Annotated in this window: 21 protein-coding genes; 11 read left to right on the forward strand and 10 right to left on the reverse strand. The window is 43.4% G+C overall.

What is annotated here, in order from left to right:
* Positions 1-231 precede the first annotated feature (231 nt).
* Positions 232-3075 carry a TonB-dependent receptor plug domain-containing protein gene (locus IW644_RS13515; RefSeq protein ID WP_269918043.1) on the forward strand — a complete coding sequence of 948 codons (2844 nt, stop codon included), beginning with the start codon at positions 232-234 and terminating at the stop codon, positions 3073-3075.
* Between the two features lie 156 nt (positions 3076-3231).
* On the opposite strand, the gene IW644_RS13520 is transcribed toward IW644_RS13515, so the two are convergent.
* The 3 genes from IW644_RS13520 to IW644_RS13530 are packed head-to-tail and all read right to left on the reverse strand — an operon-like array spanning position 3232 to position 5372.
* Complete coding sequence (locus tag IW644_RS13520; protein WP_269918044.1) at positions 3232-3918, reverse strand: SCO family protein; 687 nt, start codon at positions 3916-3918, stop codon at positions 3232-3234.
* Positions 3869-4474 carry a toxin-antitoxin system YwqK family antitoxin gene (locus tag IW644_RS13525; RefSeq protein WP_269918045.1) on the reverse strand — a complete coding sequence of 202 codons (606 nt, stop codon included), beginning with the start codon at positions 4472-4474 and terminating at the stop codon, positions 3869-3871. Before IW644_RS13525 ends, IW644_RS13520 begins: the two co-directional genes overlap by 50 nt.
* A 13-nt stretch (positions 4475-4487) precedes the next feature.
* Positions 4488-5372, reverse strand: coding sequence for a YHYH protein (locus IW644_RS13530; RefSeq protein WP_269918046.1), 885 nt, complete (start codon positions 5370-5372; stop codon positions 4488-4490).
* A gap of 304 nt (positions 5373-5676) precedes the next feature.
* Here IW644_RS13530 and IW644_RS13535 point away from each other — a divergent pair, with 304 nt between their 5' ends.
* Together IW644_RS13535 and IW644_RS13540 are read left to right on the forward strand one after the other, a co-directional pair.
* The gene (locus tag IW644_RS13535) at positions 5677-6867 is read left to right on the forward strand and encodes a DUF3500 domain-containing protein (protein WP_269918047.1); all 1191 of its coding nucleotides are present in this window, start codon (positions 5677-5679) and stop codon (positions 6865-6867) included.
* Positions 6868-6974: 107 nt separating this feature from the next.
* Positions 6975-7463, forward strand: a complete 489-nt coding sequence (locus tag IW644_RS13540; protein ID WP_269918048.1) for a hypothetical protein — start codon at positions 6975-6977, stop codon at positions 7461-7463.
* Positions 7464-7480: 17 nt separating this feature from the next.
* Here the strand turns inward: IW644_RS13540 and IW644_RS13545 are convergent, their stop codons facing one another.
* The gene (locus tag IW644_RS13545; protein WP_269918049.1) at positions 7481-8335 is read right to left on the reverse strand and encodes a hypothetical protein; all 855 of its coding nucleotides are present in this window, start codon (positions 8333-8335) and stop codon (positions 7481-7483) included.
* 203 nt (positions 8336-8538) lie between these two features.
* Positions 8539-8988, reverse strand: coding sequence for a GyrI-like domain-containing protein (locus IW644_RS13550; RefSeq protein ID WP_269918050.1), 450 nt, complete (start codon positions 8986-8988; stop codon positions 8539-8541).
* A 187-nt stretch (positions 8989-9175) separates the two neighbouring features.
* On the opposite strand from IW644_RS13550, the gene IW644_RS13555 reads away from it, so the two are divergent.
* The 5 genes from IW644_RS13555 to IW644_RS13575 all read left to right on the forward strand — a co-directional run bounded on the left by IW644_RS13555 (position 9176) and on the right by IW644_RS13575 (position 13543).
* Positions 9176-10072 carry a class I SAM-dependent methyltransferase gene (locus tag IW644_RS13555; RefSeq protein ID WP_269918051.1) on the forward strand — a complete coding sequence of 299 codons (897 nt, stop codon included), beginning with the start codon at positions 9176-9178 and terminating at the stop codon, positions 10070-10072.
* Positions 10073-10080: 8 nt separating this feature from the next.
* Positions 10081-11430 (forward strand): MBL fold metallo-hydrolase, encoded by a 1350-nt coding sequence (locus tag IW644_RS13560; RefSeq protein WP_269918052.1) that lies wholly within the window; start codon positions 10081-10083, stop codon positions 11428-11430.
* Between the two features lie 152 nt (positions 11431-11582).
* Positions 11583-12467, forward strand: coding sequence for an EamA family transporter (locus IW644_RS13565; protein WP_269918053.1), 885 nt, complete (start codon positions 11583-11585; stop codon positions 12465-12467).
* Positions 12468-12676: 209 nt separating this feature from the next.
* Positions 12677-12895 (forward strand): DUF2945 domain-containing protein, encoded by a 219-nt coding sequence (locus IW644_RS13570; RefSeq protein WP_269918054.1) that lies wholly within the window; start codon positions 12677-12679, stop codon positions 12893-12895.
* A 27-nt stretch (positions 12896-12922) separates the two neighbouring features.
* Positions 12923-13543, forward strand: coding sequence for a DNA-3-methyladenine glycosylase (locus tag IW644_RS13575; protein ID WP_269918055.1), 621 nt, complete (start codon positions 12923-12925; stop codon positions 13541-13543).
* Positions 13544-13578: 35 nt separating this feature from the next.
* Here the strand turns inward: IW644_RS13575 and IW644_RS13580 are convergent, their stop codons facing one another.
* From IW644_RS13580 to IW644_RS13595, 4 genes are all read right to left on the reverse strand, one after another.
* The gene (locus IW644_RS13580) at positions 13579-13914 is read right to left on the reverse strand and encodes a hypothetical protein (RefSeq protein WP_269918056.1); all 336 of its coding nucleotides are present in this window, start codon (positions 13912-13914) and stop codon (positions 13579-13581) included.
* Positions 13915-13943: 29 nt separating this feature from the next.
* Positions 13944-14324 carry a VOC family protein gene (locus IW644_RS13585; RefSeq protein WP_269918057.1) on the reverse strand — a complete coding sequence of 127 codons (381 nt, stop codon included), beginning with the start codon at positions 14322-14324 and terminating at the stop codon, positions 13944-13946.
* 37 nt (positions 14325-14361) lie between these two features.
* On the reverse strand, positions 14362-14700 hold the full coding sequence (locus tag IW644_RS13590; RefSeq protein WP_269918058.1) for a nuclear transport factor 2 family protein: 339 nt from the start codon (positions 14698-14700) through the stop codon (positions 14362-14364).
* A gap of 83 nt (positions 14701-14783) precedes the next feature.
* Positions 14784-15386 (reverse strand): LysE family translocator, encoded by a 603-nt coding sequence (locus IW644_RS13595; protein ID WP_269918059.1) that lies wholly within the window; start codon positions 15384-15386, stop codon positions 14784-14786.
* A gap of 256 nt (positions 15387-15642) precedes the next feature.
* Here IW644_RS13595 and IW644_RS13600 point away from each other — a divergent pair, with 256 nt between their 5' ends.
* From IW644_RS13600 to IW644_RS13610, 3 genes are all read left to right on the forward strand, one after another.
* Entirely contained in the window at positions 15643-16842 is a 1200-nt protein-coding gene (locus tag IW644_RS13600) for an aminotransferase-like domain-containing protein (RefSeq protein ID WP_269918060.1), read from the forward strand.
* Between the two features lie 15 nt (positions 16843-16857).
* A complete protein-coding gene (locus tag IW644_RS13605) occupies positions 16858-17070 on the forward strand; it encodes a hypothetical protein (RefSeq protein ID WP_269918061.1) in 213 nt (70 codons plus the stop codon).
* Positions 17071-17239: 169 nt separating this feature from the next.
* On the forward strand, positions 17240-17635 hold the full coding sequence (locus IW644_RS13610; RefSeq protein WP_269918062.1) for a hypothetical protein: 396 nt from the start codon (positions 17240-17242) through the stop codon (positions 17633-17635).
* 53 nt (positions 17636-17688) lie between these two features.
* Here IW644_RS13610 and recD read toward each other — a convergent pair whose 3' ends face one another.
* Complete coding sequence (gene recD, locus IW644_RS13615; RefSeq protein ID WP_269918063.1) at positions 17689-19902, reverse strand: exodeoxyribonuclease V subunit alpha; 2214 nt, start codon at positions 19900-19902, stop codon at positions 17689-17691.
* Positions 19903-19910 lie beyond the last annotated feature (8 nt).

Here is a 19910-nt window from a genome sequence, read left to right on the forward strand (position 1 = left end):
ACATAGTAAAACCCTACTATTTAAATAAACATCAATTAAATGTTAACCGCCCAAAGGGAGTAAGTTGTTTCATCGAAAAAAATTGATTTCGCTTGTTCATGCTAATTAGAATGCGCGCCCTCTTAGACATAAGTATAAATCCGTTTATAAATCGACCTAGTAAGGCTTGCCTACAATTTTGGGCCTTATTTAACAACAAGCATATAAATTCTAATTCATTAGGAACAATCCATGAAAAACATTGCAACTGCTGTTCGGTTAGCATTGGCTGGTAGTGTCGCTTTGACATCTGGCAACGTATTAGCGCAAGACTCAGCTTCTGAAAGCGCTGATGTTGAAAAAATTCAAGTTACAGGTTCACGTATTTCACGTCAGGGCGCGATCGCACCATCTCCTGTTACCGCTATTTCTGGCGAGTCACTACTAAACTCTGGCGCGATGAACATTGGTGAAGTGCTTAACGAGCTGCCTTCTTTAGCGAATACGTTCTCGCTAGGTAACTCAAGTCAATTCATCGGTACTGCGGGTTTAAACATTCTAGACCTTCGCGGTATGGGCACCGACCGCACGCTTGTTTTGGTTGACGGTAAGCGTCATGTCTCTTCATCAGCGGGTACTGCTGCTGTCGATACCAACACTATTCCAACTTCATGGATTGAGCGCGTAGAAATCGTAACAGGCGGTGCATCTGCCGTATACGGTGCCGACGCTGTGACCGGTGTGGTTAACTTCATTCTTAAAAAGAACATTGAAGGGTTTGATATTAGCGCAACGCAAGGCTTTGCGCAGGAAAATGGCTATAAAAACGATAAGTACCAAGCGTCTTATGGTTTTAACTTTGACAACGACCGCGGCAACATCGCTTTTGCTGCTGAATACAGCTCTCAAGAGTCGTTAGATGCCTTGGACAACCCTTGGACTGCTACACCCTATCGCAACATGAGCTTTGAAAGCATCATGGGTTACGAGCGCAGTGAAGATCAGCTAGATTCAACGGCCTACCCGGATGATATTTACACCGCTAACGCGGGTTACTACGTTATAAACAATGCGGGTGTATTCGGCGATGGCACGAAAACCTTCAACGCCGACGGTTCAATTAAAGACATCTATATTGGTGACCAAGTAGATGGTGTGTTCTGCGCAAACTGTGACTCTTTCAACCTTCGCCAGTTCACACAGCTACAGCCAGAATTTGACCGTACTAACCTAAACGTTAAAGGTAACTACGAGCTTAATGACGACACTACGGTTTATGCGCAAGCTAAGTACGCACGCACGCGTGCTATTTCTATGGCGCAACCAGCGTTCTTTTTCTACAGCGACGAAACCGAGATTAAAGAAGGCAACCCTTTCTTAGATGAAAGCGTTGTCGAATATATGGACGCAAACGGTCTAGATAGCATCGTCCTAAACCGCATGATGACCGATTTAGGTGTTCGTACGGAAGCTGACGAGCGTGAAACCTATCGTTACGTGTTAGGTGTAGAAGGCTATATCAATGATGAATGGAACTACGAAGCGTTTGTAAACTACGGTAAAACAGAGCTAGAGCGTGAAAACCGCAATAACCTGATTTTGCAAAACTTCTACAACGCGATAGACGCTGTCACAGATGAGAACACCGGCGAGATCGTTTGTGCATCAGGTAGCGAAGATGGCTGTGTACCTCTAAATATTATGGGATACGGTCAAGCCTCACAAGAAGCTATCGACTATGTGAATACCACGTCTGTAGGTACTAGCAAAATTGAGCAGTACAACGCAGGTGCAACAATCGCAAACTCAGGTATCTACGAGCTGCCAGCGGGCTACGTTGGTTTCGCAGCAGGTGTTGAATACCGCAAAGAAAAAAGTGAAATTGATGAGCCAGACAACGCTGCAGGCACCTTCTTCAATGCGCTAGGCGAAGACAAGGGCGAATACGACGTCTCTGAGGTATTCACTGAAGTTACTATCCCGCTTCTTGAAGGTTTACCAGGCGTAGATATGCTTACGTTCGACACAGCGGCGCGCATTGCTAATTACTCATCTATTGGCAACGCGAAAAGCTGGAAGCTTGGTTTAGATTGGCAGGTTTTTGAAGACTTACGTGTTAGAGCAACTAAGTCATCTGCCCTTCGCGCACCGAACATTAGCGAGCTTTACGGTGAAGCCAGCCAGACGTTCTTTACCGTTAGCGACCCGTGCCGTACAGATAACCTAGAAAACCTAGCTAATGCCGACCAGCGTATTGCTAACTGCGCAGCACTTGGCGTTCCGGCAGACTTCAACTCTGACTATGATGCGGCAACGTTGGAAGGCGTAAATGGTGGTAACATCGACCTTCAAGCAGAACAGTCTATCTCTAAAACCCTAGGTTTGGTTTATACTCCAGCTTGGTTTGAAGGCTTTACTGCGACAGTCGATTACTGGGAAATTGAGCTTACTGACGCTATCACCAACATTGATGGTCAAACTATTCTAGATCGTTGCGTTGACTCTGAAACTGGCATCGATAATCCTTACTGTGGTCTTATCGACCGTGATTCAGAATCAGGCGAAATTACCGAAATTCGCAGCTATGCGCTGAACATTGCAGGGCAAGAAGCAAAAGGTGTAGATTTCGAATTAGGTTACGACTTTGATGCACTTGAAGGTGCATTCCGTACAAGCCTAATTGCGACTTACCTAAAAGATCGTAAAGAGTTTCCATTCCAAGACAACCCAGAGCTATTTTATCAAAACGCTGGCACTGCTGGTGAATCTGATTGGCAAGGTGTATTCACGGTTAACTACAGCCGTGGCGATTGGGAAGCAAGCTGGAAAACGCGCTACATTGAGCGCGCAAGCATTTACGACAATCAAGAACTAGCACGTAACCCTAACCCAAGTAACCGTATGGAACTGCCTTCATACGCAGTAACTGATGTAACTGCGGGTTATAACTTTAAAAATGGTATAAGCCTAACCGTGGGTATTGATAACCTGTTCAACCGCGCATTACCTACAGGTACAACAGGTACTGGTTCAACTGACGCTGCATACGACAACATCGGGCGTTTTGGCTATGTAACTGTAGCGTACAAAATGTAATTTACGATTTAGTACGTAAACCAAAAAACCGGCGTTTTTACGCCGGTTTTTTTATTTGAGTTTTTCTTAACTTTGGTAAGCTGCAGAATCTGGGATCTTTCAAGACTTGTTATAGTGGTAGTTTCGGTGCCAACCCCATAATCTCTGACATACCCTCTAAGATTTCTCATTCTGTAAGGTCTGGATGTCTTTTATCAAGTACTGAACAGAGGCGGCATTTAAGCCATTATATATCCCTCGAATATGTTTGTTTTTATCAATAAGTAACAGGCTTTCTGTATGCAGAAAATCTTTATTCTTTTGCACATTACCTAGATCTTCACTGGCAAAATAAGCTTGTTTGGCAATAGTATAAATTTCGTCTTTATCACCGGTTAGCAAATACCACTGATCGTTATTTATTTTGTTTTTATTGGCATAGGCTTGCAGCACTTCGATAGTATCTGTTGAAGGCCTTATCGAATGCTGAACTATTCTTACGTTATCATTTCCTTTAAACGTTTCTTGTACTCGTATAAGTTTTGAACGCACTGTGGGGCAAATACCTGGGCATGTGCTGAAGAAAAAACCCGCGACGTAAATTTTGTTGTCGAGATCCTTGTCACTAATTGTGTTACCGCTTTGGTCGGTAAAGCTAAAGGCAGGAATACTGTGAAAAGAGGTTAAGTCTACCTCACCCTCTGATAACCAATAAGGCGAAAATGAGGCATCTTGATAGTATGGCAACTCTTCAACACTGGCGCTGTTGTTCTTTTCGGTCAATACTTCGGGCTTTTCAGCATGGGAAAAACCGCTACAGACCAAGAGATTGCAGGCGATAGTAATCAATAGAAATTTCTTCATCTTCTAATCCTACACAGTTATTTGCTTTTCTTAAGCCGAATATTCGGCCATTCTTGTACTCAAAATTACTAAAGAGCTTGCCGTTTTTTAGCCACGCTTGCTGTAGCCCGTTTGGCTGCCCTGACTTGAAATTAAAGCGTTTGAATATTTCGCCACTGCGATACCATTCCATCGCAACACCTTGAATTTTTCCTTTTTCAAAGTAACGCTGTGAACGTATATTGCCGTTAGCCCACCAGCTAGTTGCTTCCCCTTCCCGTTTCGCGTCGTTAAAAGTGGCGCTAAACGCAAGTGTGCCGTTTTTAAACCATTTCTTCGTTTCACCGTGACGTCGGCCGCTTTTAAACTGCTCACGAGCTGCAATAGTACCGTTCGGGTATCGTGTGACGACTTCTCCAGTAAAAGGCTTTCCTTGGAATATACGAAGACCTTCGCGACTTATCGAAATATCGCTATTAGACACAGTCTGCTTTTCGTTCCCATGAAAAAGGGGTTTTAAATACACAACCGCGCTTAATACAGACAACCCTATGATTAAAGCGATTAAATACTTCATAAAAAAGCGCAGCTTAATTCACTCCGTTTGGCGTACCCTGAAAATCGCCTGGAAAAATAAGGTAATAATCGCCGTTTAGGTATTGTTCAGTTGAGACATGGTAATGGTACTCGCCTTCCTCATTTGACGGGTCGGTGAATTGAGTGATACCCACATGGCCGTTTGATGCATCGAGATCGGTGGGATAGTCTGCGCTTGAATAACAACGTCTACCGTAGATAAAGAAGCCGTCTGACATAATACCGACCAAGCTATCGTCGTCATAGGTAATAGCTTTAGGCTCAAGATGATAATGATAGGTTTGTGGGCCGGTATGTGCACCGTTTCTATCAAAACCTTGAATTACGCCCAGTGAAACATCGCCGTTGCCTTCAGAGTCATTAAAAATAGGCGCACCACTGGTGGCAATACCTATTGCACCTAACGGAGTCGCAGAAGAAGATTCAGCCAACTCAGGGTTAACTGGTACCGTAAGTTGAAATAAATTTACATAATCTTCGATATCACCGGGTGAACGCTTTTGATTAAATAAATCTGCGTCTTCAGGCGCTACATAAAGGCCGCTTTCATTCCCTGAGTCCCAATACGAAGAAGTGTGGTTAGGCTTACCATTCGCTTCAACGGTTACAGTACAGCCGTCTGAGGAAAGTACAGCAGTCACGTTTGGTGAGGCGTTAAATTCAAGGAAAATGGCGGGTAAAGTTGTTGCCGGGTTATCGCAAGTACCAGCGGTACTATCGGCTCCAGTATTACCAGTGTCGCCTGAATCTGCGCCGCTGTCTGTAGATGAGTCAGCATCGACGGTTAAACTATCACTGTCTGAGCCTCCGCAAGCGACAAGCGCTCCAACCAACGCCATTGTGATAAATGGACGCGCCAAAGAAATGGGCTTTTTCATAACTGACTACCTCAGCAACCGTAATTTTTATTAGTTTGTGTTTTTAAGATACTGAAAGTTTGTGCAGAGAATGTGCAGAAATCGCACAAATAGTAATTAAAATAGCGACGATAAAACTGTAATGGCACTACTTATCATTATCTGTAGCGCAGTGTTGATAACTATAAAGATAAACACATTGTCAGAGTCACAAAGTGGTCGGCGTTGATCCTTATTGTTGTCAATGAAATAGTAAAGAGGTCGAAATACTTTAATGAAGTATCAGAGTAATTAAGCAGACCTAACAAAGCAGGAACACTTGCCCATGAATGTAGCTAAACGATACAAAGTCTCTACCAGTATTCTTGCTATCGCCCTCGCGTTATCACCTTGTACATTTTCTCAGGAACATCCAAAAGGCCCGCACCCTGATGGGCCACCGCCTCCGCGCCCCGACACGCCTGAGACCTTAGCTATAAAAGCTCGAATGGGCGATACAAGTACGCTTATGGGCGATATTAGTGTTCCTGCTTCAACCAAAGAGTGCGAGAATGATGATCATATTACGTCGCTGATATGTCTTACCTCACTTCTAAAATCAACTTTATCTGAAGACGCGTTGTCACACATACAAACCGAATACTCTGTGGAAGAGGCGAAAAACTGGAGTAATTTACCAGCCGGTGCTTTTCCCGATCGCCCCGGTATCTTTTTGGGTGAACTATCCATTGAGCAAAGGGGCATTGTTAAAGCGATTTTGAAAGAGGCCGCCAGTGAAACCATGGATGAAGGTTTTGACGAGATGGTGCAAACACTTAATGCGGATGACTATATTGGCACCATTAGCACAGACTATAAGGCGGCGTATTCATCCTACAACGGTAAACTCGCTTTTTTAGGTGAGCCCACAGAAGACGGACTTTGGGAACTATATTACGGCGGCCATCATTTCGCCTTTTCAAACACTTATTGCAACGGAAAGCTTATAGGCGCTACGCCGTCCTTTCGGGGGATTGAGCCCTTCCCTTCTTTTGAAATGAACGGGCGTGAAAATAAACCGCTTTTGCAAGAACGCGATGCTTTTGCAAAATTGCTCACATCACTCACCAGCAAACAGCAAGAACAAGCGACGTTAAAAGGGACTTACAGAGACATTATTGCAGGCCCGCAGTTCGATGATGCCATACCCAGTGACCAAGAAGGTTTAGCGGTGTCCTCTTTATCTAAGGAACAAGTCTCTTTACTAAAAGAAGCCATTTATACCTATGTTGGTGATATCCATGAATCCGAGGCTAAAAAGTACATGGAGAAATATGCGAATGAGTTTGATAGTACGGTTATTGGATTTTCTGGTACGACAGCGCTGAACTCTGAGGATGATTATGTGCGCGTTCACGGGCCTTCTCTATGGATAGAATTCTCAATGCAATCTAATAAGTCTACCAATAAACCAGGTAACCACCCTCATTCTGTTTGGCGTGACAGACAAACCGATTATGGTGGGCAAGACCAGTGATAACCTCCAATTCCTTGAAGGCCTTTCACTTATTTTTGCGCGCTTTATTTTGCTGTTTAACTGCGCTTACATGCTGCGTAAATGCCCATTCATTACCGGGCAGTGAATTGGTATTCAAGGATGTAGATCCGAAAGCGGCGTTATCTTTAAGCTTTCCTTTAGAAGAGTTTATAATTGCAGCGCCAGAACTAGACTTCATCGAGCGTGCTTCCAATCTTGGCGACTTAACAAATGTCGAGAAGTCACAATTAAATAAGTATTTCAGCCAGCATATTCAGCTTAAACCCGTCAATGACCAGTCAAAACACGCATTCTTATCGCCCTCATTGCACTCCCTTATTGTTACTGAAGCATTTAATGAGCATGTTGGAAACTATAAACGGGTTAAAGTGCAATTTTCATTAGATATAGGAAGACTACAGCGTGATTTGTTCCCGCTAGCCCTGCGCTATGACGCGATTATGCATGAGATAAGAAGTCACAGAGTAGCGGTATTTTTTAAGAGTGCGCGAAGCGGTAAAACAAGACTTACAGACTTTGTTTACAGCGAAACTAATGGCAATCCTACCGTGCATGTCCTTTCCCCAGTTAGTTGAGCGAAAGCACTTAGCGGTTAGTCATCTGCCTTTAGCATATCTGACAACGGCATAAGCTTTACCTCAGCACAAAAGAGCGGCTGTTCACTGTTTACCCAGCCAGCGCAGGTAAGATGGCAGGGATCTGTTTCAACGGGCGCAACCAATATATTTAGACAGTCGTTGCTTTTAAGTTGTGCTAACTGCTGGTTGTCGATGCACATGTTTTGCGAAACATAGATCATTGGGTTTTGTGTTAAGTCGTAATCAAGGGCCTGCGCCCTTTCTAACATCGCCGATGACATCAAAGAAAGCGGGTAAAATTTGGGAAAGCGAACCTTATTCGCAAACTCATCTACATACTGTGCTTGATCAGCGAAAGCGCTTAATAGATAATTTTTAACGTTTCCAACAATCATCCACTTTCGTTTTAAAAAAACGCCGTCGTCTAACAGCGTTCGGTCAGCCTTCTTTGAAACTTGGTCTTTGCTATATTTCAATAACGAGGAAGTAATAGACTGGTAGTCAGACTGACGATAAAAGCCCATTAAACAAGTTTTGCCCGAGGCTTTTAAAATTAAACGCTGCGATTCTTGATCTCCCTTTTCCGTTTGAGCAACACGGGCGCGTTTTAATACTAGATTGAGTTCGTCTCCCACTTTCGCTGGGTTAACGAAAGTAAACTCGTAAACTGAATATTGCCTTTGCTCGATGGCAGGTGCACTTTGATTTATTTGAGTTTCTACATAAAGGCCAAGTTGAAACCCCAACGCTATAGTGCCTTGAAACGGGTTACCCGAAATGCACTGCCAACGCATAGGGTCGTGAAATAAATTGAAATCGTCCGTGGCATTTCGAGCGATGTCTATGTGTAATTGGGTAAGCTTGTGCAATTGCTTTCCTTAAAAGAGGAACATCAACTGATTATTTAGTAATTAGACACAAACCTCGTGTATTTAAAATCACTGAAATTAAGTGAATTCGACGACTTCACGCCATAATCTACATTTCAGTATAGAGTACGCTAGCGATTGCAACTAGTTTCTATTTTCTATTTCTAATTTCATGCCGATTATTACAACTTCGCTAAAAAGCATTACTTTATCGCTATATATACATCAATGTGATTGCCGTTCACATAGTGCTCGAAATCTACCGTAAATGTTCTTTCATACTCCGCGTTTTCTTGGGTAAAGTATTTCCAAACATCGGTCCAAGCATCAATAGCGATTTGCGGCATTTCTCCTTGCTTCGTAAAAACAAGATACTTCCCCGGTGGAATAGTAATGTTTTCGACTTCTGCATTTTCTGGCTCTTTCTCACCATCATAGCCTGCTAGCACTGAAAAGTTTCCAGCATGATCACTTTCATAGTTAAAATACACACCATATACGCGTTCGCCAGCCACATAATCTACAGGTATGGTGTTGTCGAAGCGTTGCCATAGCCCAGGAATTTTTTCGTTTTGAGAAAACTCTGCTTCGTTATTCGTTACCACCGAAAAACCGCCAATGTCTATCGGTTTGGCAAGGTGCCGTACTTCCATATTTGCTTCCTAATCAATATACATGCTGTTTTTACTTAAGCGAAAAAAGTAAAAGTTAAGTCACACTCGTTTGGAGGGTTAGATATACATTAACCTAAGTATAGATTTTAGTGGTACGTTTCTTGATGCTATTTTTTGATAAAATGACAAATGATTTACAAAACAAAGAACAAATTTAGGACACGCCATGGCACATTCAGGAAACGTCGTTATTTCAGGCGATGGTTATGATGTTATCGACTGCAAAACGTGCGGATTCAAGCATGTAACGCCACTTCCAGACAAACAGGAAAATGAAAATCTTTATCGTGATAGTCACTATGACGACGGTGAACGCGATAGGCTAAACTATTATGAGCGAGACCGAGATTGGTGGCTTATGAGCTATCGAGATGTTCTCGGTGAAATCGCGCAGTTTGTTTCGCCTAGTGATAACAATACATTAGTAGATATTGGATGCGGTGCAGGGCTTTTTTTGGAAGCTGCTCAAGGTGAAGGGTGGAATTCTGTTGGTGTAGAAATAAGCACTATCGCGGCAAAACATTGCCGTGACAAAGGTCTGTCTATCGTCAATAGTAGTTTTGATGCGGACCTAGATGACCTTCCTAAAAATATTGAGGTTGTTCACATGCGGAATATTCTTGAACATGTGCCTGACCCCTTTTCGCTTATCAAAGTAGCGTACGACAAACTTGCTAGTGGTGGAATACTCGTTGTGGGTGTACCCAACGACTTCAACCCACTTCAAGAAGGCCTAAGAAAAACGCAAGACTACAAACCATGGTGGGTTTCAGTTCCACATCACTTGAATTACTTTGACTTCGACTCGCTTGAAGCACTTGTAGAAAAATGCGGTTTCAAGCCAGTGAGTCGTTTTTCAAGTTTTCCTCTGGACCTATTCCTAACAATGGGCGTTAACTATATCGAAACACCCAGCGTCGGCCGCGAATGCCATCTTAAAAGGGTTAATTTTGAATGGTTTATGGAAAATGCAGGGTTGAGCAACTTACGCCAAGATATATACCGGGCTTTTTCTAACCTAAATTTGGGTAGAGAAGCCATTGTTATTGCTCGAAAGCCTTAGGACTGTCGATGAAGATTGAATACGTAACCAATGCTAGCTTTTTGTTTACTTTCAGTGATGGGACTACCGTTCTTACTGACCCATGGTATGAAGACGGTATTTATCATGGGCTTTTATTTAATTATCCTCCTATTCATAGCAAGCAGCGAGAGCGCTACCTTAATTTAAAGCCCGATTATTTATATATCAGCCACATACATGGTGACCACTTTAATCCTTTCACGCTCTCCCATTTTGATAAAGGTATTCCCATACTTATCGGCAAGTTTCCCACTCCCGCACTTCGTCTAGCTTTACAGCAATTGGGGTTTACCAATATAAAAGAATGTTCCTTTGATGAACCTTGGAAGTTGGGTGAAAACAGTGTCACCATCATAAAGGAATTCTCTGGGTCGTCCGATGACATTGTTAATGAAACCAACATACCTGTAGATTCTTCTATATATCTAGAGGACAAAAACGGCTACAGCGTGTTTTTCGCCGTCGATAATCCAATGCAAATTAGACACGCTGAGCAGATTAAAACAACCTTTGGCAAGCTTGATGCTGCTATTCTTGCGTATAGTGGTGCTAGCATTTACCCCTTCGTTTTTTCTCACTATTCTGATGATGAGAAAAAAGCTCGCGTAGAGCAGTTAAAGTCATCTCGATTGAAAAAATTCTGTCAGCTAGCCGAAATCATCGATGCCGATTTTAGCATTCCAGCAGCAGGCTCTTTTGTGATAGGTGGCACAGGTTATAAATATGCGCAGTATCAACACCAAGCATGCCCCTCTGAAATAAAATCAACTTGGCATCAGCACAAACTTGAAGAGTCTAAACTGGCTATGTTATCTACTGGAGACGTGCTCGATTTATCTTCGCGTTCAACGTCGCTCTCACCGCTTGCTCTTGATAGAGACTTTACTCAGCAAGATAGGATAGATTACGCAAAATCGCTTAAAAATTTCCCTTGCGAGCTTCACAGTATAGCTTGGCCTGAGGGGCTAATGATGCCCATTAACAGCTTGTTATTTAAAGCTAGAGCAAACGTTTGGCGTGCTCAAGAGAAATTATCTACGTACCCAGACACTGATGTGTTTTTGCATATTGAGCCAGTAGAGATGCTACCAGCTGGGTTAAAGAGCCCAATCTACGCCAAGATAAGCATGGACAGTGAGCGGGTTAAGATAGACACAATTTTTGAACCTACAAAAGACAAACCCTATATTGTGTTCTCGATGACGACCCAAGTGCTTATCGCTCTGCTTTTAGGCGGAACGTTCTGGAACGTGGCTGAATACCACATGACTATTGAACGGGTTCCCGACCAGTTCGACCCAACGTTACGAAGTCTAATGGCCTATTTCAAATTGTAACAACTTGAAATAGTGATACGAGTACATAATCAACTAGTGTCAGTAGACACTAGTTGTTGAACGTTTATTTTCAATACTTACTCTTATCAACGCGCATTTCCCCTTCAGAACAAATATAATTCTGCTTTATCTCTTTGAAACTGCAATACATTGTGAATAAACGTTTTTTACTTGCCATACTCGCAGTGCTTTTGGCCATGATAACTATCCAATCGGGTGCATCATTTGCCAAACAACTCTTTCCTATCGTGGGGCCTGAAGGTACAAGCGCCCTGCGTGCATTCTTCGCAGCCTTGGTGTTAACAGTAATTTTTAAACCCTGGAAAGCAAGTTTAAGTGCGAAAGGATGGCGAAACGTCATTATTTATGGCACCTGTTTAGGGGCAATGAATATCATCTTCTACCTTGCCATTGCACGTATTCCATTAGGTATAGGCGTTGCGCTTGAATTTACAGGTCCATTGGCAGTGGCCTTTTTTAGTGCAAGAAAAAAACGTGATTTTGCGTGGGCCATTTTGGCTGTTGCTGGCGTTTGCTTACTGCTTCCTGATATTTTCGGTGCATCAGCAGAAGGGCTAGATCCTATCGGTGTAATGCTAGCGCTAACCGCGGGAGCTTTTTGGGCCGGCTACATTGTATTTGGTAACAAAACGGGCAATGAAGGTTCAGGCGGCGTGTCGGTTACCTTAGGTATGCTAGTAGCCGCCATTTGTGTGGTACCCATTGGTATAGTGAGTCAAGGCAGTGCTTTATTATCTTCAGAGGCGGTCCTTATAGGCTGCGCCGTAGGGATTTTTTCATCTGCTATTCCCTACACCTTAGAAATGAGTGCCATGCGCAATATGCCCAAGCAAACTTTCAGCATAATGATGAGTGTAGAGCCTGCTGTTGCAGCTGTAGCAGCGTTTATCATTATTGATGAAACCCTCACTCCGACTCAGTGGCTTGCAGTAGCTTTAGTGGTCATAGCTACCGCTGGAAGTTCTGCTACTCAGAAACAAGTGCCCAAACAAAAACAGCTTGAAACGCTTTCTTAGTGTTTCAAGCTCAGTTGCTTAGCTTTTTTTGCTTTAGGTCTTTTGGCTTTAGCTCTTTCTACCTTAGTTCTTTTTACCTTAGTTTCTTGTACCTTACCTGGCTTTTTCTTTACCTTTCGCCTTTCCACTGTATTGCTTTATGAACTAAGCGACTATTTTCCCCGTTTAACACTGTGTAAATAGTAAAACTTACGCTACAGGGAATGATGATGAAGCACTACGCGGTAAATACAGAAGTTGAATGGGAATGGGGTAATGGCAGTGCCACAGGCAATATAAGAGAGAAATTTACCAATGATGTTACACGCACTATTAAAGGCTCATCGGTAAAGCGTGAAGCAAGCGACAGCGACCCTGCCTACCTTATTGAACAAGACGACGGCAGTAAGGTTTTAAAATCTCACAGCGAAATTAAAAAATCGTCATAACTTACCTTTTAATCTACTTTGAAATAAATGCAGCTTTCTTTTTTCACCGACAGTGATGTGGTCAACATTGCTAGGTCACTTGTTGGCAATTTTCTTTTTAGCAGTGTCGGTGGTTCACTTACCGGAGGAATGATCACAGAAACTGAAGCTTATTGCGGTGAACGGGATCTTGCCATGCAAAAACACCTATTGCGCCGGCCCTCATCTGTAACAACGCTTAAGAAAAAGGGCGGCATAGCCTACATCTATACGGTTTACGGTTACCACAGCATGTTCAATATTGTCACTAACGAGGTGGGCTATACTGATTCTGTGCTTATCCGAGCAATCAGTCCTACCGTGGGCTTAGATATAATGCAGGAACGACGAGGGTCAAACATTGCGGTGCGTAACTTATGTTCTGGCCCGGCGAAGCTTTCACAAGCTTTAGCGTTAACACCAGCGCTAAATGGCGAACCTGTGGTAAACAACAATACTATTTGGATTGAGAGCAACGCCGAATTTAATGCGGCCGAAAGTATCATCAGCGCACCTCGCATAGGCATAGATTACGCCAAAGAAGATAAAAAAGACGATAAAGGTAAACCGCGTCCCGCAAGGGATGATACAAGCCTACCTTGGCGCTTCACACTGAAACAGGGTGTATAAAAAGGCTTAATGTGACAATTTCCTTCGCGAAGACCTTAGTTAGTTAGGGCATACGTGAGCTTACAGTCTATATACTTCAGCAGTTTGTTGACTACCCTTGGTACGGCGATATCCCCATTAGCATTTTTGGCTTCTACAAAAATATCACAGTCATCGTACTTAATTTGCTGGCGTATAACATAGTCGTTGAGTTCGTCAAACAACGTTTCTTTTAAAGGCACCATGCCGACAAAAACGTCAGCTTTTTGGTCATCAACACTCCCTTCACGCTTAATAAAATAAGCGCCTTCAATTTCTCTTTTTAGCGTATAGGCCTGCATGGCATCTAACTTTGTTAAGCGAAAGTGCACGCTTATTAGGGGTTCTGTCACTAATTGTCTCGGTATATTTATTTAAATAGTTACTGCTTAATTTCTACTTTCCACGGCGGGTTTACTCTGTTTTCTCCCGCCCAATAAAGCTTTATTTTATTGCCAGATGGGTCTTTTAAAATAGCTTCTTTCCAAAGATAACGTTGTTCAGTGGGCGGTTGATCAAAATGAATACCCTTTTCTACGAGCGATGCATATAGCTCGTCTAACGCTTCATGTTCAAAGTAAATCACGCTGTGATTTTGCACGTTTTCGCTTTCTAAAGAGAGTGAAAATGTGGAGGTGCCTTCTGGGCACGTAAACCTTGCATAATGCGGTGTATCTACTATTTGTGTAAACCCAAGGGTAAGATAAAACTCAACCGCTTCAGCCATATTGGTAACAGGTAGTGTAACTTGATTCAATTCCATGAGCACTTGCTCCTATAGGGTTTTACTGCAACTTAGCTTAATCTTCACGTCCTAGATAAGCATGAATAGAGGTGATTTTACCGTCTTCATCAAATGTTAAGACATCGACGACAAATAATGTTTCTGCTTTATCAACCACAATTTTAAGCTCTCCAGACACCATATTATCGTTTGCCATGGTTGATAGCACGTGTATTTCTATTGAGTCTGCATTCGCAAAGTTTTTGCGTGTTTCGTCAATTGCTAAAGATTTACCTTGTACGGAAATTTTCCAATCACGTAATGCGATGTCATCTGAAAACATGTCGGAAATGCTGTCTAAGTTCTTTTTTTCATAAGCATTTAGGTATTGAATGAAGTTACCGACCAAATTCATTATTCGCGTTCCTTTCATCAAGTTTTTAAGAGATACTAGTTAGTCGCCTTTCTCTAAGAGCTTGCACCAAGTTAATACAAAGGTTACACAATTAAAAACAACGTTGCAGCTGTGGCCGCGCCCATTGTAAGGTTAAATTGTCGTCTTCGAATTGGCGAACTCAACCATACACGAATTCTTGCACCTACTGCAGCCCATAGCGAAATACAAGGAAACCCAATAACTGCAAAGGCGGCAACAATTGCAATGCCAGATTCCGTATAATGCTCTCCAGGCAGGGAAAATGTGCCTACACTCGCTAACGCCATCATCCATGCTTTAGGGTTTATCAACTGAAATAATGCCCCTTCCCACCATTTGAGTGGCTCCTGACGTCTGGCTGATTTTATCTCAATTTCATCCACTGGCCCGGTGGCAATTTTAAATGCTAACCATAACAGATATGCAACGCCAAGTATCTTAAGCACACTGTACAGCACAGGGAATATGTTGAACAGCGCGCCAATGCCTAGCAATGTGCTTACCATTAGCCCTGCAACGCCAATCACGATACCCAACATGTGCGGCAGCGAACGTTTATAACCGTATTGTGCCCCTGAAGCCAAAAGCATCATATTATTTGGGCCAGGCGTTACCGTGCTGATGAATGCGAATGTCGCCAGTGCGATGAGAAGAGATGTTTCCATGACAGTCCTTATGTGTTGAGGTAAGTAATGCGTTTCTTTGAGAGAAACTGGGTTAACCAAACGCTTGTTTTTCGCTAACACATTACAGCCATATTTCTGTATGCATCAGACTCAAACACTTTTAAAAACAGCCATACAGTTTAGCCATATTCATCTCTGTATGGTTGTTATTTGACTAATCTGTATGGTTAAAAGCACCCGTTATCTAAGATATAGTTATCTGTATGCAGGTGACTTCAGAAGAATAAAGGTTACGATGACGCTTTATGAAACATTAGCCCATGAACTTAAAGCCCAAATCGAACGTGGTGTTTTTGAGGTGGGAAACAAATTACCTTCTGTAAGGCAGCTGTCAACGGAGCATAAAGTAAGTATTGCTACCGTGCAGGAAGCTTATCGTGTTTTAGAAGCGCAGCAACTGGTAGAGGCAAAGCCTAAATCAGGTTATTTTGTTGCCCGTAGTGTATTAATAGACAACACGCCACGCATGACGAAGCCACCTCAGCGTCCTATGGATGTGTCTCAATGGGAAGATGTGCTAGACACTTTGCTGAATACCTTCAGTAAAGACCACAATGTTAATACCCTTTGTCAGTTCCAGCATGCCATGCCTAACATGACCGCCAAAACCCTTAAACCGCTGATAAAACGTCTGCATGAACTAACCAAACATAGAGCCTTAGACGGCATGATATACGGTGACGTAAAAGGTGATGAAACTCTGCGAAAACAGCTAAGCCGATTGGCCGCAGCATCTGGCTGTGTGTTACAAAGCGATGAATTTATTGTGACCTCTGGCTGCCAAGAAGCACTATCAGTGTGTCTTCGTGCAGTGGCAAGCGCTGGTGACGTGATAGCGGTAGAATCTCCTGGGTTCTACGGTGCTATGCAGGCTATAAAGGGCGCAGAGTTGAAAGCGTTAGAAATTCCCACCGACTCTGAAACGGGGCTAAGTATAGAGGCATTAAAACTAGCGCTTGACCAATGGCCGATAAAGGCAATTTTAGTCGCTCCAACGGTGAATAACCCGCAGGGATTCGTTATGCCTGAGGCAAAAAAGCAAGCGCTATACGAGTTGGCGAGAGAATACGACATTGCCATTATCGAAGACGATATTTACGGCGATATAGCTTATTCTTACCCCCGACCAAAAACGATAAAATCGTTCGATGAGGACGGTCGCGTTTTGCTATGTTCGTCGTTTTCAAAAACCCTCGCACCTGGCTTTCGCGTAGGTTGGATAGCGCCCGGTAGCTATAGAAACAAAGTACTACATGCTAAGTATGTCAGTAGCTCTATGTGCCCTACCTTGCCCCAGTTAGCTATAGCAAGCTTTATTGAGCAGGGTGGCTACGACAAACACATTAGGTCCATGCGCCATTACTACGTGAGCGCGCGAGATGCTCTGCGTGCAGACATTAAACGCTTTTTCCCTTCAGACACGTGTATTAGCTAGCCTCAAGGTGGCTATGTGCTGTGGGTCGAGCTCAACAGCCGTTACGACAGTGTTAAGCTTGCCGATGAGGCCAAACAACAGGGTATTTATGTCGCGCCCGGACAGCTGTTTTCAGCGACGGGGAAATATCGGCATTGTTTGCGTTTTAATTTTATTGATAGTACTCAATCTGAACGGACCGAAGCTATTAGGCGCCTTGGCGAATTGCTTAATGCGCAAATAGCTTAGTTCACTATCCAAAATATTTGGTGCTGACCTTTTCATACGACCACCGTTTTAAAAATAGCTTGTAGCCCAGTATTTGCCTCTGATTGATCCACATCAACGCAGGACAAACGTAACTCCACCACAATAAAGTCATCAGAATTACCCCGTGAAACTTTGTATGCTAACGCTAGTGAATGATACAGATGCAAATGATGATATTGTGCCGGAGTCACATGGGCTATATCGGCTGCATATAAAGCCGAATACGCAGATGGCTATAGAAAACAAACCCGTTTTCGGTGCGAACATTACGTTACACAGCAGCTTATTAAAGCACGATCATTTTGTTGCGACACCAAATAATATATTGGGCTGGCTAGATCATTTCGGCTTATCGCACTTCTCCATAAAAGCTGAAACTAATCGCCTTGAAGATGATGACAATTCTGTGCTTTTGCCTTCACAGTTTTTAAACGCTGAAGGCGGTATTTTGCGCGTAAGCGCACCCACCCGTATTTATTTGATAAGCAAAACGCCAATTGCTATTAACAAAAACGGCCTTTGTCTGTTTACGCCTGTGAAATAACAACGCAGAAATGTACTCTGACCCCAAAATTTGGGGGTCAGAGTACATTTGTTCTACTCTGTTTTTGTGACTTCGCCAGTCTTACCCTCTAGGTATTGGCTGATTGCTTCTGACAGTCCTGAATAGCGCTTATCTACTCGCTGAACCATATGGCTAAATGTCGTGTTGTTTGAAATGATCAAACAACCGCCTTTTGCACGGGTTAAGCCGGTATACACTAAACCCCGATGAAATAGGTTGGCGGCTTTCTCACTATCGGGCTTGGGCAGTATGAGTACAACGTGGTTGAATTCAGAGCCTTGGGATTTGTGAATGGTCATGGCATATACGGTTTCAAACTGTGGCACTCTTGATAACGATATGCTGCGTAACACTTGTTTTTGCATTTGGTTTTGTACGCCAGTAGCATTTTCGCCCGTACCTGGCGAGGCTTGTTGGTCTGCACCTTTTGCGTCTTGGTAAAACCATGCATACAGCTTACCCGTGCTATCAGGCCAGATTACGCCTACTTCACCATTAGATAGCCGCTGTGGATGATGATTTTTTACAATCATTATGGGCTGACCTTGATAGAAATGCCCTTCTCGCTTTTTGATTTTGTGCTTGATGGCATCGAACACTAAGCTATTTAAGCCCTCTACTCCCATTGCACCCTTGCGAACCGGTGTGAGCCACCTGACATAGTTTAAGCGGTTAAGCGCTTCTTCGGCACTATCGGCATCAAAAATGGGAAAGAAGCTTTCTTTAGCCAACTCATGTAGATCACGACTGCCAACTTCATCTTCTGACCATAAATGCACGCCTTCTTTTAAGCGAGGCTTGCTATTTGAATCCGAGTTTGAAGCTACGTTTGGAGGTAGCTTTGCTTTTTTGCTACTTTCATCACCTCCTTCGGCGATGGCAGTGATCGCTCCACCAGCATCCCCTCTCTGGATGGCCGTCGCTACTTTTGCGACTTGGCCTTTGAAACGCTGCGGTGCTTGCAGTGTTGCCACATAGCTTTTGGCTTGCTCATTAACAGGTAACATAGGAAGATGTGGGCATAGCGTGGCAATATGCTGGCGTATTAACGAAGGCACGCCCCCCAATGAAAGCGGGCCGTTATCACTGTGTGAACTACTTTCGCTGCTCGACGATACATTCTCTACTACGTCAAAGCTTGTTGTGTCACTAACCAGTTGCTCTAACACATTGCCAAGCTCAACGGCTGGAAGCTGGTCGGCATCACCGATAAAATAGAGTCGTGCATGGTCCGGCAATGCGCGGACAATGCGCGTCATTAACGCTAGGTCGACCATACTTGCCTCATCGACAATGAGCACATCTGCGGCTAATTGATTGTGCTGATTGTACTTGGTTGATACACCGTATTCTCGCAATCCTAACAATCTATGCAGCGTTACAGCGTCAGTAGGAACATTATCAAGCGCAGCATCGTTCACCTTGCCGCGAAGCCCTTCAATACTGTTAACGATAGACTCGGTCATACGTTGCTGCGCCTTGCCGGTTGGGGCAGCTAATACAATATTTAGGTCTTTGTCACACGCCTGCAGCGCCAGTAATAGGCGCAATACGGTATAGGTTTTACCGGTTCCAGGTCCACCATTTATGACACAGAAACCCTGCATTAAACTTTTAGCAACAGCAATTTGCTGCCAATCTTGTTGATCTGTAGTTTCGGTAGGGAATATAGCGGGCCAAAGTTGCTTTACTTTGTCATTCGCGTCTTCTGTTAACGGCGTAAGCGCCGCCCGTTTCACTATGTCTCGCGCTACCTCTTGTTCAAACTCATAATAACGACGGCTATAAAGCCTACCGTTTTCATAAACAAATAATTGAGCAACTTGTTCATTTCCCAGCGCGCTTTTTACGATTTTTAGTAACGGAGTAAGCTGAGGTAGTTCTAAACCTGGCTTAAGGGTCTGTTCTGACTCTTGTTGTTCTGGCTCTTGTTGATATATGACCCCTTGGGGATTGTGAATAGATGATGCACTTTCGCTTTCTTGCACTTGTGCCGACAAGCCAGCCGCTTGTTCGGTGTCAGTCTCTTTGAAAAGGGTCGTTCCAGCTACTTCTTTAAGATAGATACAGCTATGCCCGTTACGCTGCATGTATGACAAATACGCCAGTACCCCAGCCCAGATAAACCTCTCTTCTTGTGCTAGTTCATCAATAAAGCCAAATTCTTTCGCGACAAATTTGTCGATAGCTTCGATGCCAAACAAGTTATCGAAAAACGACGATACAGAATGTTGATTGTTGTTCATTATTTTCC

This window comes from Alteromonas sp. PRIM-21, from assembly GCF_027563165.1.
Classification (GTDB): domain Bacteria; phylum Pseudomonadota; class Gammaproteobacteria; order Enterobacterales; family Alteromonadaceae; genus Alteromonas; species Alteromonas macleodii_A.

Coding starts and splice junctions, on each gene's coding strand:
- IW644_RS13575 (WP_269918055.1), top strand. CDS start 12,923: ATGCAGCTTTCTTTTTTCACCGACAGTGATGTGGTCAACATTGCTAGG.
- IW644_RS13525 (WP_269918045.1), bottom strand. CDS start 4,474: ATGAAGTATTTAATCGCTTTAATCATAGGGTTGTCTGTATTAAGCGCG.
- IW644_RS13550 (WP_269918050.1), bottom strand. CDS start 8,988: ATGGAAGTACGGCACCTTGCCAAACCGATAGACATTGGCGGTTTTTCG.
- IW644_RS13555 (WP_269918051.1), top strand. CDS start 9,176: ATGGCACATTCAGGAAACGTCGTTATTTCAGGCGATGGTTATGATGTT.
- IW644_RS13590 (WP_269918058.1), bottom strand. CDS start 14,700: ATGAATTTGGTCGGTAACTTCATTCAATACCTAAATGCTTATGAAAAA.
- IW644_RS13595 (WP_269918059.1), bottom strand. CDS start 15,386: ATGGAAACATCTCTTCTCATCGCACTGGCGACATTCGCATTCATCAGC.
- IW644_RS13570 (WP_269918054.1), top strand. CDS start 12,677: ATGAAGCACTACGCGGTAAATACAGAAGTTGAATGGGAATGGGGTAAT.
- recD (WP_269918063.1), bottom strand. CDS start 19,902: ATGAACAACAATCAACATTCTGTATCGTCGTTTTTCGATAACTTGTTT.
- IW644_RS13585 (WP_269918057.1), bottom strand. CDS start 14,324: ATGGAATTGAATCAAGTTACACTACCTGTTACCAATATGGCTGAAGCG.
- IW644_RS13515 (WP_269918043.1), top strand. CDS start 232: ATGAAAAACATTGCAACTGCTGTTCGGTTAGCATTGGCTGGTAGTGTC.
- IW644_RS13520 (WP_269918044.1), bottom strand. CDS start 3,918: ATGAAGAAATTTCTATTGATTACTATCGCCTGCAATCTCTTGGTCTGT.
- IW644_RS13600 (WP_269918060.1), top strand. CDS start 15,643: ATGACGCTTTATGAAACATTAGCCCATGAACTTAAAGCCCAAATCGAA.
- IW644_RS13560 (WP_269918052.1), top strand. CDS start 10,081: ATGAAGATTGAATACGTAACCAATGCTAGCTTTTTGTTTACTTTCAGT.
- IW644_RS13535 (WP_269918047.1), top strand. CDS start 5,677: ATGAATGTAGCTAAACGATACAAAGTCTCTACCAGTATTCTTGCTATC.
- IW644_RS13530 (WP_269918046.1), bottom strand. CDS start 5,372: ATGAAAAAGCCCATTTCTTTGGCGCGTCCATTTATCACAATGGCGTTG.